14 protein-coding genes are annotated in these 14083 nt (G+C 73.0%); 5 read left to right on the plus strand and 9 right to left on the minus strand.

What is annotated here, in order from left to right:
• Positions 1–20 precede the first annotated feature (20 nt).
• Both GA0070611_RS15230 and GA0070611_RS15235 read right to left on the minus strand, forming a co-directional pair.
• The gene (locus tag GA0070611_RS15230; protein ID WP_091664627.1) at positions 21–1487 is read right to left on the minus strand and encodes an NADH-quinone oxidoreductase subunit NuoF family protein; all 1467 of its coding nucleotides are present in this window, start codon (positions 1485–1487) and stop codon (positions 21–23) included.
• On the minus strand, positions 1484–3199 hold the full coding sequence (locus GA0070611_RS15235) for a hypothetical protein (RefSeq protein WP_231921131.1): 1716 nt from the start codon (positions 3197–3199) through the stop codon (positions 1484–1486). The genes GA0070611_RS15230 and GA0070611_RS15235 overlap by 4 nt, the downstream gene beginning before the upstream one ends.
• A 259-nt stretch (positions 3200–3458) precedes the next feature.
• Between GA0070611_RS15235 and GA0070611_RS15240 the strand changes: the two genes are divergently transcribed.
• Positions 3459–4904 carry an alpha-amylase gene (locus GA0070611_RS15240; RefSeq protein ID WP_091664630.1) on the plus strand — a complete coding sequence of 482 codons (1446 nt, stop codon included), beginning with the start codon at positions 3459–3461 and terminating at the stop codon, positions 4902–4904.
• A gap of 104 nt (positions 4905–5008) precedes the next feature.
• A complete protein-coding gene (locus tag GA0070611_RS15245) occupies positions 5009–5878 on the plus strand; it encodes a L,D-transpeptidase (RefSeq protein WP_091664632.1) in 870 nt (289 codons plus the stop codon).
• A 3-nt stretch (positions 5879–5881) separates the two neighbouring features.
• On the opposite strand, the gene GA0070611_RS15250 is transcribed toward GA0070611_RS15245, so the two are convergent.
• From GA0070611_RS15250 to GA0070611_RS15275, 6 genes are all read right to left on the minus strand, one after another.
• Positions 5882–6505 carry a response regulator transcription factor gene (locus tag GA0070611_RS15250; RefSeq protein WP_091664634.1) on the minus strand — a complete coding sequence of 208 codons (624 nt, stop codon included), beginning with the start codon at positions 6503–6505 and terminating at the stop codon, positions 5882–5884.
• Between the two features lie 28 nt (positions 6506–6533).
• Positions 6534–7676, minus strand: a complete 1143-nt coding sequence (locus tag GA0070611_RS15255) for a sensor histidine kinase (protein ID WP_091664635.1) — start codon at positions 7674–7676, stop codon at positions 6534–6536.
• 20 nt (positions 7677–7696) lie between these two features.
• Complete coding sequence (locus tag GA0070611_RS15260) at positions 7697–8497, minus strand: ABC transporter permease (RefSeq protein ID WP_091664636.1); 801 nt, start codon at positions 8495–8497, stop codon at positions 7697–7699.
• Positions 8498–8526: 29 nt separating this feature from the next.
• Entirely contained in the window at positions 8527–9417 is an 891-nt protein-coding gene (locus tag GA0070611_RS15265; RefSeq protein ID WP_091672971.1) for an ABC transporter ATP-binding protein, read from the minus strand.
• 89 nt (positions 9418–9506) lie between these two features.
• Complete coding sequence (locus GA0070611_RS15270) at positions 9507–9761, minus strand: hypothetical protein (protein ID WP_091664638.1); 255 nt, start codon at positions 9759–9761, stop codon at positions 9507–9509.
• On the minus strand, positions 9758–10072 hold the full coding sequence (locus GA0070611_RS15275; protein ID WP_091664641.1) for a DivIVA domain-containing protein: 315 nt from the start codon (positions 10070–10072) through the stop codon (positions 9758–9760). Before GA0070611_RS15275 ends, GA0070611_RS15270 begins: the two co-directional genes overlap by 4 nt.
• 365 nt (positions 10073–10437) lie before the next feature.
• Here GA0070611_RS15275 and GA0070611_RS15280 point away from each other — a divergent pair, with 365 nt between their 5' ends.
• Positions 10438–11316 (plus strand): helix-turn-helix domain-containing protein, encoded by an 879-nt coding sequence (locus GA0070611_RS15280; protein WP_197676003.1) that lies wholly within the window; start codon positions 10438–10440, stop codon positions 11314–11316.
• The gene (locus GA0070611_RS15285; protein WP_091664646.1) at positions 11309–11512 is read left to right on the plus strand and encodes a DUF397 domain-containing protein; all 204 of its coding nucleotides are present in this window, start codon (positions 11309–11311) and stop codon (positions 11510–11512) included. The genes GA0070611_RS15280 and GA0070611_RS15285 overlap by 8 nt, the downstream gene beginning before the upstream one ends.
• 154 nt (positions 11513–11666) lie before the next feature.
• Here GA0070611_RS15285 and GA0070611_RS15290 read toward each other — a convergent pair whose 3' ends face one another.
• On the minus strand, positions 11667–13763 hold the full coding sequence (locus tag GA0070611_RS15290; protein ID WP_231921132.1) for a prolyl oligopeptidase family serine peptidase: 2097 nt from the start codon (positions 13761–13763) through the stop codon (positions 11667–11669).
• A gap of 109 nt (positions 13764–13872) precedes the next feature.
• Here GA0070611_RS15290 and GA0070611_RS15295 point away from each other — a divergent pair, with 109 nt between their 5' ends.
• The gene (locus tag GA0070611_RS15295; protein ID WP_091672977.1) at positions 13873–14073 is read left to right on the plus strand and encodes a type II toxin-antitoxin system VapB family antitoxin; all 201 of its coding nucleotides are present in this window, start codon (positions 13873–13875) and stop codon (positions 14071–14073) included.
• The last annotated feature ends 10 nt before the right edge of the window (positions 14074–14083 follow it).

A 14083-nucleotide genomic window follows, 5' to 3' on the forward strand; every position in this document is an offset into this window, starting at 1 on the left:
CGAGTCTCCTCTGCGGTCGGCTACTCGGCCTTGACCAGCCGGAGCGCGAGTTCGGGACAGACCTTGACCGCCTTGAGCGCGCCCTGCCGCAGCCAGCTCGGCACCGGGGTGGGCGGGAAGGCGGGGTAACCGTTGCCGTCCAGCCGGATGAAGTCGGGCACCACGTGGGCGCAGAGCCCGTGCCCGTCGCAGCGGGACCAGTCCAGGGTGAGCTTCTGCGGGTTCGCGTCGGGGGCACCGGGCAGCCCCATCACGCCCTTCACCCGCTTGCCGCAGCCCTCGCCGGTGGCGTGCAGCCGCAGGTCGTCGGCGAACACCTCCATGGCGGAGAGGGCGAACCGGGCGGTGCCGTCCGGGTGGCTGCACGCGCCGCGCCCCTTCACGTCACCGGCGGCGGCCCGGACCACCTCGACCGGGGCGCTGCCGGCGGTGGCCAGGTCGACGGCGCGGGCCAGGTCGGGCAGGCCCATCTTGCACGGGCCGCACTGCCCGGCGGACTCCCCGGCCAGGTAGCGGACCACCTGGGCGGTCTCGCCCAGCGGGCAGGTGTCGTGGCCGAGCGGGACGACGATGCCGGCGCCGAGCGCCCCGCCGACCGCGGCGAGACCCTTGCGGGACACCTCGGCCCGCTCCGCCGCCTCCCGGCTGATCCACTTGCCGTGATAGCCGCCGACCAGGATCCCCGGGCCGTCGGGCACCTCGCACAGGTCGAGGATGTCCCGCAGCGGGGTGCCGGCGGCGCACTCGACGACGGCCGGCCGGGCCGCCGACCCGGTGACGGTGAGCAGCACGGTTCCCGGCTCGTCGTCGGTGCCGAGCGCCGCGTACTCGTACGGGCCGAGCCGGGCGGCCACCGCGAGCTGCGCGTACGTCTCGGCGTTGGAGAGCAGGGTGGGCAGCCCGCCCACCCCCGAGTCGCTGGACCGCTTCTTGGTGCCCGGCGGGATGTGCGGCAGGCCGTTGATGCCGTTGACCAGGGCCCCGCCCTCACCGGAGATGAACCGGTGCGGCACGGTGACCACGGTGGTCGGCACCGGCATCCGCCGCTCCTGCAACGCCTCGGTCAGCGACGGCCGGCCGATCTCGTCGTCGGACACCCCGATCACGATCTCGTCGGCGTCCAGCGCGTACGCCGCCAGCGCCGCACCGTCCAGGACGAGGTGCGGGGCGCGGGTGAGCAGGACCTTGTCCTTCCAGCTCGCCGGCTCGCCCTCGGTGGCGTTGACCACCACGACGGCGGAGAGGTCCTGCCGCTCGCAGGACTCCAGCACGGCGCGCAGCTTGCGGGCGAACGGGAAGCCCGCCCCGCCCTTGCCCTTGAGGTCGATCGCCTCGGCGAGCCGGAGCAGCGCGGCCGGCTCCACCGGCCCGATCGGCCCGTGCACGTCCTCGTGAGCCATCAGGTCGAGCCGGCCGAACTCGGCGAAGCCGGCGGTGAGCCGGGCCTCGCCGATGCAGGCCACCGGCGGCACGGTCGTCCGCCTCACTTCGCCTCACCCCGCAGCCCGGCCCAGTACGCGCCGTCCACCGCCTCGGCGCTGGCCCGTCGCCGCCGGCTCGACCGGCTGTCCCCGGAGGCGCGAAGCGCCCGGCGGGAGGCGAGGTCGACCAGGGTGGGGGTGTCGTCCACGAAGGTGTCCTCCTCGACGTCGTAGCGGGCCGGGGGCCGCCAGTAGTCCGGCTCCTCCTCGACGCTGTGCCGGCCGGCGCCGCTGCGCGGTTCGGCCGAGACCGGGGTGCCGGAGACCGGACCGGCCGACACCGGCTCGCTCTGCCAGCGGCGAGGGCTGTCCCACGGCTCCTCCGGCTGCCCGTCCCGGGACGGCCGGCGGCCGCCGGTGTCGGGCGCGGCCGAGTAGCGCGTACCCGGGTCGGGCGGGGCCGAGTGGCGACCACCGGACTCCGGCGGGGCCGAGTAGCGGGCGACCAGGTCCTCGTCGGCCGCCGACCGGCGGGGCGCCCGCTCCTCCTCGTCCCGGTAGCGGCGGGCCGTGCGCTCCTCGTCGCCGCGCCGGGCCACCGCCTCGCGCTCGGCGCGCCGCCGGGCCGGCCGGCCGGGCCGCTCGTCGGTACGCCGGGACGGGCGTTCCTCGTCGCGCGGCGCGGACGGCTCGCCGGTGCGCCGGACGGTGTCGCGGCGGCGCTCGGCGCCGACCGGCTCCTCCGTCCGGGCACGGGCCCCGGAGACCGGCTCGGCCGCGCCGCGGCGACGGGCCGCGGCGGCCCGGACCGGCTCGCGCAGCGATCCGGGCTCCGGCACCACCGGGACGGCGAACCGGTCGGGGTCGCGTCGGCGGGCGGTGCCGGCCGGCGCGGTCCAGGTGCCGGCCGTGCTCTCCGCCCAGCTGGAGCCGCGACCCTTCTCCTGCTCACCGGCGGCGCGCTTGCGGCCCAGCGCGGCCAGCAGCCCCCGGCCCTGCTCGCCGGCGCCGCTCATCGCCTTGTTCAGGGCGGTGGCCTGCTGCTGTTCCCGGCTGCGCTTGCCGAGGTAGACGGAGGCGCGGACCAGCAGCGCCACCACCACCAGCAGCACGCAGGCCAGGTAGCTCAGCACCACCCAGCCCTTCGCGGTCCGTCCGGCGTTGAGGCCGTGGATGAGGGCGAAGGGCCAGGAGACGTACGCCATCGAGTGCAGCGCCCGCCAGAACCACTTCGGACCGACGCCGGCGAAGCGGACCCGGATCAGTCCGGTCCAGAGCACGCTGACCATCAGGAACGCGGCGACGGTGCCCAGCCCGACGTAGAGGCCCCGGCCGCCGACGAAGGGCACCACGGCGTCGGTGGGGCCGGCCCGGCCGATGGAGATCTTCGTGATCACGTGGAAGACCAGCCCGGCCACGCCGAGGATGCCGGTGGCCCGGTGCGCCGACTGGAACAGCACCCGGTGCCGGATGTGCAGCACCAGCCGGTCGGTGGCGAGCAGCCCCAGCATCACGGTGAGGCTGAGCGAGACCAGGGCGACGACCCCGGCGAAGAACTCGGTGAAGAAGAAGCCGTACGCGTACATGGTGCCGCCCGCGCCGGCCAGCTCGACGCCGGCCCAGGCGAGGGCGAGCACGGACGCGCCCAGCGCGATCATCGCGGATCTCGACATGGTCCGGGCACCACGGCTGGTGCTGGTGGTCCGGACCGTCGCCGCCTTCTCGTTCTGTTCTGCCCGGGCCATCTGCTCCTCGATCGTCTCGCGGCGGCGCCCCACCGGCCGACCCTGCTCCCACCTCCAGTACGGACGGAGGTGGTGCGCGGATCAGTCCGGTGGCGAAATTCTCGACGGGTCTGTCGAACCGTCCGGGCCCGCCGCGCGTGTACCGGCGCGATCCGCAACGACGTATGTCCATCCGTTGACAGGTCTTGCAACGCGCTTGTAACCTTGCCGAAAATTTCAGGCACGCCTGCAAAAACACGGCACGAACTCCCTCCCCGCACCCCCGTCCCCCCGCACCCCCACAGGAGTTCCGATGCATCGACGTCGATGCCGGTCGGCGGCCCTCGTCCTGGGCCTCGCCGCGAGCCTGCTCGTCCCGACCGCGGTGGCGGCACCCCCGGCCGCCGCCGCCACGCCCGGCAGCAAGAAGGTCATCGTCCAGCTCTTCGAGTGGAACTGGACCTCGGTGGCCAGCGAGTGCACGAACGTGCTGGGCCCCAAGGGCTACGGCTACGTGCAGGTGTCACCCCCGCAGGAGCACGTCAACGCCGCCCCGTGGTGGGTCTCCTACCAGCCGGTCAGCTACCGGATCGAGTCCCGCAAGGGCACCCGGGCGCAGTTCCAGTCGATGGTCACGACCTGCCACAACGCCGGCGTGAAGGTCATCGTCGACACCGTGGTCAACCACATGTCCGGCCAGGACAACGGCGGCACCGGCTGGGCCGGCACCACGTACGGGCACTACAACTACCCGGGCAACTACGGCGCGCAGGACTTCCACTACTGCGGCCGCAACGGCACCAACGACATCGTCAACTACAGCGACCGCTACGAGGTGCAGAACTGCGAGCTGGTCAACCTCGCGGACCTGAAGACCGAGTCGGACTACGTCCGCACCCGGCTCGCCACGTACATGAACGACCTGCTGTCGCTGGGCGTGGACGGCTTCCGGATGGACGGCAGCAAGCACATGCCGGCCGCCGACATCGCCGCCATCAAGGCCAAGCTCTCCCGCCCGGCGTACATGGTGCAGGAGGTCATCTACGGTGCCGGTGAGCCGGTCCAGCCGACCGAGTACACCGGCAACGGCGACGTGCACGAGTTCCGGTACGGCAAGGACCTGGCCCGGATGTTCAACAGCGAGCGGCTGGCGTACCTGAAGAACTTCGGCGAGGCCTGGGGCTACCTGCCGAGCAGCCAGGCGGTGGCCTTCGTGGACAACCACGACACCCAGCGCGACGGCGGGGTGCTCACCTACAGGGACCGCGGCGAGTACGCCCTCGCGAACGCCTTCATGCTCGCCTGGCCGTACGGCACCCCGGCGGTGATGTCGAGCTTCACGTTCAGCAACAAGGACCAGGCGCCGCCCTCGGACGCGACCAACAAGGTGCTGAACACCACCTGCTACTCCGGCTGGGAGTGCGAGCACCGCTGGCGGGCGATCGCCAACATGGTCGGCTTCAACAACGCCGTCCAGGGCACCGGGGTCAGCAACTGGTACGACAACGGCTACCAGCACATCGCCTTCAGCCGTACCGGCAAGGGCTACCTCACCGTCAACGACGAGGACTTCGCGGTCACCGGCCGCTCGTACTACACCGGCCTGCCGGCCGGCCGGTACTGCGACGTCATCCACGGCGACTTCAGCAACGGCACGTGCAGCGGGCCGGTGGTCACGGTGGACTCCGCCGGCTGGTTCGCCGCCACGGTCAACGCCCACGACGCGATCGCCATCCACATCGGCGCGAAGCTGCCCTGACCCGGTCGCGGGCCGGCCCGATCCGGCCGGTCCGCGCCCGCCCGGACGCCCCTCGCCCCGCCGATCCGGCGGAGCGGGGGGCATCCGTCGATTAGAGTAATTTCGTGCTGTTTGACCGATTGATCTCCCGGTGGACCCTCGGCTGGCTGCTCGCCGCGTTCGGCGTACCGCTGCTGCTGGCCGCCGCCCTGCTGGTCGGGCGGGCCCTCACCGGCGCGCCGGCCCCGGTGTCGGTCGCCGCCGCACCCCCGCCGGCCCCGCCGAGCCCCACGCCGCAGGAGTCCGTGCCGCCGGCCGCGCCGGCCCCGGCCGACCTGCCGGTCGTCACGTACGACCCGGCGCCGACCGGCTTCCCCGCCGACCCGGGCACCGCCGACACCCGGCCGCTCACCGAGGGGCTCACCCCGCAGCGCCGGATCGCCGCGTACGACGCGCCCGGCGGGCGGCCCCGCGCGTTCCTCGCCCCCACCATCAGCGACGTGCCGCTGACCGTGCCCGTGGTGGACCGGCAGGTCGGCTGGACCGCCGTGCTGCTGCCCTCGGCGAACCGCCGGATCGCCTGGCTGCCGGCCGGCGGCTGGACCACCGTCGCGCTGCCCGACCAGCTCGTGGTGGAACGTCGCGCGCACCGGCTCACCTGGTACCGCGACGGCGCACCGGTGCACTCCTGGCCGGTCAGCCTCGGCGCACCCGGCCAGTCCACCCCGCTCGGCCGCACCTTCGTGCTGGGCCGCACACCGCCGCCGCAGGAGGTCTACGGCGGGGTGGACATCTTCGCGCTGGGCGCGGTGCCCGACGACCCGGACGCGGTGCCGACCGGACTGCGCGGCGCGCACATCGGCCTGCACAGCTGGCACGACGACGACACGCTCGGCGAGGACGTCACCAACGGTTGCATCCGGCTGACCCGCAGCGGCCAGCGCCAGCTCCTCGCCGCGCTGCACCCCGGCACCGAGGTGGTCGTGCTCGCCTGAGGCTCACCGGCCCAGCAGCCAGCCGTTCTCCTCCGCGACGCGCACGGCGTCGGCCCGGTTGCGGGCGCCGGTCTTGCCGATCGCCGAGGAGAGGTGGTTGCGCACCGTCCCCTCGGACAGGTGCAGCGTGGCGGCCAGCTCGGCGACCGTGCCGCCGCCCCGGGCGGTGCGCAGCACCTCGGTCTCCCGCTCGGTCAGCGGGCTCGCCCCGGTGGCCAGGGTCTCCGCCGCCAGGGTCGGGTCGACCACCCGCAGCCCGGCGTGCACCCGGCGGACCGCGTCGGCGAGCTGTCGGGCCGGGGTGTCCTTGACCACGAAGCCGTTCGCGCCCGCCTCCATCGCCCGGCGCAGGTAGCCGGGGCGACCGAAGGTGGTCACCACCAGCACCCGGCAGCCGGGCACCGCCGCCCGTAGCGCGGCCGTCGCGGCGATCCCGTCCAGGCCGGGCATCTCCACGTCGAGCAGGGCCACGTCCGGCGCGCTGCGCCGGGCCTCGGGCACCACCTCGTCGCCCCGGCCCACCTCGGCGACCACGGTCAGGTCCGGCTCCAGCGACAGCAGCGCGGCCAGCGCCCCCCGGACCAGCGCCTGGTCGTCGGCGAGCAGCAGCCGGATCGGCTCGGTCATCCGCACGTCCTTCGTCCCGCCGTGGCGCTCACGCCGGGTCCCCGTCCGGCACGGCCACCCGCAGCACGAACCCCCGCCCGTCCGGGCGCCGGCCAACGCTCACCGTGGCGTCCAGCCGGCGGGCCCGTTCCCGCAGCCCGACCAGGCCGTGACCCGCCGGATCCGACTCGCCGGCCGGTCCCCGTCCGTCGTCGCGGACCTCGACCGCCGTCGGCTCCACCCGGATCTCGCAGCGCCGCGCACCGCTGTGCCGCACCACGTTCGTCACCCCCTCGCGTACCGCCCAGCCGAACAACTCGTCGCGCTCCACCGGCAGCGGCGGCGCCGCCTCCGGCACCTGCGCGACGATCCCCGCCGCCGCCAGCGCCGACCGCGCCCCCGCCAGCTCCGTCACCAACGCCACCCCCCGGTACGCCCCGACGGTGCCCCGCACGTCGGCGAGCGCCTGCCGGGCCAGCCGTTCCACGTCGGCGATCTCCACCGCGGCGCGGGCCGGGTCGAGTTCCAGCAGCCGCCCGGCCAGCTCCGCCTTGACCGCCACCACGGTCAGCGAGTGCCCGAGGATGTCGTGCAGGTCCCGCGCGGTCCGGGCCCGCTCCTCGGCCACCGCGAGCCGGTGGATCTCCTGCTGGGCGGCCTGGAGTTCGGTGTTGCGCTGGGCCAGCCGGGTCACCCCGAACATGGCGAACGAGGCGAGCACCACCGCGAAGACGACGGTGCCCTCGGACTTCCAGGCGGGCACCAGGGCCGCGCTCACCGGCGGGGCCAGCGCGGCGAGGACGACCACCACCAGACCCTCCCGGGTCGGCAGCAGGAACACCGCCGCCGCCGCGACGAAGACCAGCGTGGTCAGCCAGTCCCCCTCGGTGCCGGGGATGCCGGCGAGCCCCAGCCCGAGCAGCGCCGCCAGGAAGGACCAGGCCCGGCGACGCGGGATGGGCCGGTGCGCCTGCCGGCAGCTCCGGGACCACTCGAAGACCCAGACGTAGAGCACCCCGAAGCCGACCAGGGTGGACGCGCCCACCGCCCGGCGCCAGACCTCGGCCTGGTGCAGGGCGGTGAGCAGCGGGATGTTGAGGAAGAAGAGCCAGACCGCGGCGAGCAGCCAGCCCGTGATCCGCCAGTGGCCCCTGGCCCAGGAGCGATCCGACGGCAGGTCCACGGTGCCCACGTTAGTCCCACCTCTCCCGCTCAGACCCGGGTGGTGTCGCGGCGGAACAGCCGGGCCGCGCCGAGGCCGAAGAAGGCGGTCCAGGCGGCCACGTTGCCGACCGCCGTCCAGTCGATCCCGGCCCCGGTCAGCGGGGCGCGGGCGAGCTGGCCGACGCCGTACACCGGGGTGAACTTCGCGATCTGCTGCATGACGTGGGGCAGCGTGTCGAGCGGGATGAACAGGCCGCCGAGCATGGCGAGGATGGCCAGCGCCGGGCCCATGAACTGCATGACGTTCTCGGCCGGGGCGAGGTAGCCGACGAAGAGGCCGAACGCGGCGAAGACCAGCGAGCCGATCCACGCGGTCAGGCCGGACTCCAGCCAGACGTGGGCCGGCAGCCGCACGCCCGAGGCGACCCCGACGGCGAACTCGACCAGCACGCCGAGCAGGCCGAGCACCATCGCCGTGGCGACCTTCGTGGCCACGTACGCGGCCGGGCGCAGCGGGGTGAGCCGGAGCTGCCGGCTCCAGCCGAGCGCCCGCTCGGTGGCGACCGCCGCGCCGGCGCTGGTGGTGGCGACCATGGCCGCGTACACGGCCAGGCTGATCATGACCCAGCCGGCGACCGGCAGGCCGTTGTCCAGCTTCTGCCCGCGCAGCGGCAGTCCGAAGAGGAGGAAGAACACCGCCGGCATGACCAGGATGAAGATCAGCGTACGGCGGTTGCGCAGCACGCGGCGGATCTCGATGGCCAGCACGGCGGCGGAGAAGCCACCCAGGGCGGGCGGCCGACGGTCGGCGGTACGGGTGGTGGTGGCGGGTGAGGTGGTCGCGGTCATCTCGGGCTCCGGTGGTCGGCGTTCGGTGGTCAGGCGTCGGCGGTCAGGGCGAGGAAGGCGTCCTCGAGGTTCCGGGAGGTGATCTCCACGTCCCGGGCGGCGGTCCGGGTCAGCAGGTGCCGGGCGACGGTGTCGGAGTCCTCGGTGTGCACCAGCACCGCGTCACCGCGTACCTCGACGGTGCGGACGCCGGGCAGCGCGGCGAGTGCGCTCTGGTCGGCGCCGGGCAGGGTGGCCCGGACGACCCGGCCGGCGGCCAGGTTCTTGATCTCGGCGGTGGTGCCGTCGGCGACCACCCGGCCCTGGCGGACCAGCACGATCCGGTCCGCGTACGCGTCGGCCTCGTCGAGGTAGTGGGTGGCGAACAGGACCGTCCGGCCGCCCCGGGCGTCGGCCCGGATCGCCTGCCAGAAGTCGCGCCGGCCCTCCACGTCCATCCCGGTGGTCGGCTCGTCCAGCACCATCAGGTCCGGGTCGGGCAGCAGCGCCAGGGCGAACCGCAGCCGCTGCTGCTGGCCGCCCGAGCACTTGCCCACCGGGCGGTCGGCGAGGTCCGCGATGCCGGCCCGGTCCAGCACCTGCGCCACCGGGCGGGTGTGCCCGTAGAAGTGCGCGGTCATCCGTACCGTCTCGGCGACGGTGAGGTCCTTGAGCAGGCCGCCGGTCTGCATCACGGCGGCGACCCGGCCGAGCCGGACGGCGTCGGCCGGCGTGCCGCCGAAGAGCCGGACGGTGCCGGCGTCCGGGCGGGCCAGCCCGAGCAGCATGTCCACGGTGGTGGTCTTGCCGGCGCCGTTGGGGCCGAGGAAGGCCACCACCTCGCCCGGCTCGATCCGCAGGCTGAGCCCGTCGACGGCGGTCACCGGGCCGAAGGTCTTGGTGAGTCCGGCCAGGTCGACGGCCGGTGCGGTGTCGGTCATGACAATGATGGTGCGGGGTGCGGCGGCCCGCGCCCCGGAGCGCACGTCACCTCCGCACCGTGACATTTGTCAGGCCCCGCCGGCCCGCGTCAGCGGGGCTGGAACCGTCGGGAGCACTCGCCGTCGTGCTCGGGCCGCAACAGGCAGCGCCGGCCGCCGGCCAGCAACCGGTCGCAGAACACCCAGTGGCGTACGTGCTGCTCGTCTTCGAGTGACACCGTGGTCCCGCCCGGCTCGCTCTGCGGCAGGACGTGGGTCCAGTGCGCCACCACCCGGGCCAGCCGCTGCGCGGAGAGCAGGTCGTTGGCGACCACCGGCAGGTGGACCACCCAGCGCTCGGTCACCGGTCGTACCCCCGCTCGTTGCGGGCCCGGGCCTGCTCCGACTGCCAGCGGCGCAGCGCGTTCTTCACCCGGTCGGTCTCCCGGCGGCTCTCGGCGAGCGCGTCGTAGACGGCGGCCAGGTCGCCGGCGACCCGGTCGAGGAACTCCGCCACCTCCCGAGGGTCGAGCCCACGCCGGCCGAGCGGGGTTGGCCGGAACTGCCGCTCGCGTACCTGCCAGGGCCGCAGCGGCCGATAGTGCGCCGACCGGTAGCAGGTCGAGCCGAGGACCGACCGCTGGTTACGCCGGGCATGCCGGAGGAAGACACGCATGACAGGACCTGCCTCTCACCGTCGAGATCGCACCGTGGAAGGGCGGGCCCGTCAGCCCGCCGCGCACCGGCGGACCCACCCCGGCACCTGCCACCGCAGCCTCGATCGGCAGTACGACAGCAGGGGCACACATGGCCACTGAGCAGCTAGAACTCCACAGTGGCCGCAGAGGCAGTGAAGCACCGCATCAGATCAGATGCAACGTCTAACAAAGGCCGTCTTATGAGCGTCTGACAGGGTTACTCGAACGCAGCGTGACGTGTTTATTGTTTCTGATACATCGGAGGCGTTTAATTGGGCAGACGCGTGTCGACCACGACCTGACCTTCGGAGGCAGGGTGTCACAGACGGTAACCGGATCGACCATGCTTCGGCGTCAGCTCGGCCGGAAACTCGAAGCACTTCGCAAGGCCGCCGGCCTCACGATGGAGAAGGCCGCCGAGGAGTTGGACCGGACGCGGGCAACGCTCTACCGCATCGAGAGCGGCGCCGAGAACGTCCGCTTCCGGGCGGCCGACGTCAAGGAGATGCTCAAGCTCTACAGCGCTTCGGACGAGGACATCGAGTTGGTCCTCGCGATGGCGGCAGCCACCCGCGAGAACAAGAACTGGTGGCACGACTACATCGGCTCCGGTCTGCCTCGCTGGTTCCAGCTCTATGTCGGCCTCGAAGGTGCGGCGTCCCGCATCCGGCAGTACCAGGCCGAGCTGGTCCCCGGCCTGTTCCAGACTCGCGCCTACACCGAGCAGCTTCTCAAGCTGCCCAACGGCGCGATCGACGCCGGGAATGACGATGAGCAGCAGCGCGCCATCCAGCTCCGAGTTGAACGGCAGGCGCTCCTCACCCGCTTCTCCGCTCCGCAACTCAGCGTGATAATCAACGAGGCCGTGTTGCGCCGCCCGATCGGCAGCGCCACGATCATGGCGGAACAACTTCACCAGATCTTGAAAGCTGCGGAACTACCGAACGTGACCGTCCGGGTGCTGACTTTTTCTGCCGGGCTGCACGCCGGAATGACGGCCGGAGCCTTCTCGATGCTGGAGTTCCCATGCGACAGCAAGGGCAGGGAGGTGGAACCACCGGTGGCCTACCTGGAGGCCGCGACGGGGGCAATCTATCTCGACAAGCCGCACGAGACGGCTGTCTATGATGCCATCTGGGCCGACATGACGGGCCGCGCCCTCAACGAGTCCCGATCAAAGAGCCTGATTCAGCAAGTCGCAGAGGAGTTCTCCCGTGCCTGACCTGACCGGTGCCATCTGGCGCAAGTCGAGCCGCAGCAACGCGGGCGGGGAGTGCGTTGAGGTCGCCGACAACCTTCCCGGCGTAGTCGGGCTGCGCGACAGCAAGGACCCGACCGGCCCGGTCCTGACCATGACTCCGTCCGACTGGACGGCATTCGTCCGAGCCGCGAAGGCAGGCACCCTCCGTCGTCGATGACGGGAACCACCCTCACCCGGCAGACGTGGAAGTACTTCCGCCGTGCCGTCAAGCAGGAGACCTTCGGAAGCTGAGCCGTCTTCTGTAGGTCGCCGGGCTTATCCCCCACCGCTTGGACAGGCTTCGTCCGGGCCGAGAAGGCCCGGAACGTGCCTCACCGACGGCCGGCGCGCTCGGCCGCGTCCTCCGGCGGGACCTGACGCGGCAGCGTCCGGTCCGGTCCGGTCAGCGTCCGCCACAGGAACTCCAGCGTCAGCGCCCACACGAAGGCCCGCTGTTCGTTGTTCGCCGCCGCCCCGTGCCCACCCTCGACGTTCTCGTGGTAGGCCACCTGGTGACCGTGCTCGCGCAGCCGGGCCGCCATCTTACGGGCGTGCCCGGGATGCACCCGGTCGTCGCGGGTCGAGGTGACCAGGAGGACCGGCGGGTACGCCAGGTCCGACCGGACGTTGTGGTACGGCGAGTACTCGCGCAGGTAGGCCCAGTCCTCCGGCCGGTCCGGGTCGCCGTACTCGGCGATCCACGATGCGCCGGCCAGCAGCCGGTGGTAGCGCCGCATGTCCAGCACCGGCACGTGTGCGACGACCGCGCCGAACAGCTCCGGGTACCGGGTGAGCATCACCCCGGTCAGCAGCCCGCCGTTGCTGCCGCCCTCGATGCCGAGGTGCCGCGGCGTGGTGATCCCGCGCGTCACCAGGTCGGCCGCGACCGCCGCGAAGTCCTCGTACGCCCGCGGCCGGTTCTCGCGCAGCGCCGCACGGTGCCACCGGGGGCCGTACTCGCCGCCGCCCCGGATGTTCGCCACCACGTAGCTGCCGCCCCGGGCCAGCCAGCTCCGGCCGATGATCCCGCTGTAGGAGGGCGTGAGCGGGATCTCGTAGCCGCCGTAGCCGGTGAGCAGCGTCGGCCCGCCGGTCGCGTCCGCCCTGCCCACCACGAAGTACGGCACCGGCGTGCCGTCGGCCGAGGCGGCGAAGAACTGGCGCACCACCAGACCGTCCGGGTCGAAGAACGCCGGCTCCCGCTTGAGGGTCTCGACCGGGCCGCCGACCCGGCCGAGCCGCAGCGTCGCCGGTTGCAGGAACCCTTCGGAGTCGAGCAAGTACGCGTCGTCGTGGTCCGGTTCGGTGGCCACGATCCGGCTGTGTTCGTCCGCCGGCGCCCCGGGCAGCGGCTCCCGCCGCCAGCACCGGTCGTCGGGGGTCAGCACCTCCAGCCGGCTCCGCACGTCGACGAGGGTCGCCAGGATCAGGTGGTGCCGCGTCCAGGCCCAACCGCTCAGCGCGGTGCGGTCGTCCGGCCGGAACAGCACCGTCAGCTCCCGCCCGCCGGCGAGGAACGCGTCGAAGCGGGTGACCAGCAGCGCCCCCGCCGGATGCGTGACCCCGTCGACCGTCCACGCCGAACGCAGCCGGATCAGCAGCCACTCCCGGTGCACCTCCGAGTCGGCGTCCTCCGGCACGTCGATCGGCACCAGCTCGCCGGCCCCGGTCAGCAGGTGCCTGCGGACGCGGTAGAAGTCCAGACTGCGGCCCACGAAGTCCCGCTCGAAGCCGGGCGTCGAATCGTGCCAGGCGTAGACGGCCACGTCCTCCGCCCGGCCCTCGTGCACGACGGGGGCCGTGGCGAGCGGGGTGCCCCGCCGCCAGCGCCGCACCACGCGCGGGTACCCCGACGAGGTCAGTGATCCGGGGCCGATGTCGGTGCCGACGAAGATGTGGTCGGCGTCGATCCAGCAGACGTCGGTCTTCGCCTCGGGGAGCGTGAAGCCGTCCGCGACGAAGGCGCGGCGCACCAGGTCGAACTCCCGCACCACGACCGCGTCGGCGCCGCCCCGGGACAGGCTGACCAGGCAGCGCCGGTAGTCGGGGCGCAGCACCGTCACCTGCTGCCAGACCCAGTTCTCGCCCTCCTCGGCGGCCAGGGCGTCCAGGTCGAGCAGCACGTCCCACGCCGGCTCCGGCCGGCGGTACTGGTCGAGGGTGGTCCGCCGCCACACGCCGCGCGGGTGCGCCGCATCGGTCCAGTAGTTGTAGTAGAAGCCGTCCCCGCGCCACCCCGGATCCGGGATGCGGTCGTCCGCGTCGAGCACCTGCCGGATCTCCGCCAGCAGGCCGGCGAACGCCTCGCTCCCGGTCAGCGCGGCGGCGGTCTCCGCGTTGCGCTCCCGCACCCACCGGGCGGCGTCCGCGCCATCAAGATCTTCCAACCAGAGGTACGGGTCGTCGTCCACGCCGATCTGCGTCGCCACGTCCGCCACTATCCCCGATGGGCGACCCGGAGCGAGGCCCGGCTGTCAACATGGCGACTCGGCGGGGCTTGATATCAGAGTCGAGACAATTGAACCCGTGGAGATACCCGTGAGCCGAACGATCCTCGATGTCGATGACAAGTTGCTCGCCGAGGCGAGCAAGATCCTCGGCACTACGACACAGAAGGCCACTGTCAACGCGGCCCTCAAGGCCGTCATCGACCGCGAAAAACGGCGACAGTTCGCCGACTGGCTCAAGAGCGGGGGTCTGCCCGATCTGACGGGTCCCGTCGAGACGGGCCGAACCTGACCCAGCGCGA

It is taken from the genome of Micromonospora auratinigra (assembly GCF_900089595.1).
Classification (GTDB): domain Bacteria; phylum Actinomycetota; class Actinomycetes; order Mycobacteriales; family Micromonosporaceae; genus Micromonospora; species Micromonospora auratinigra.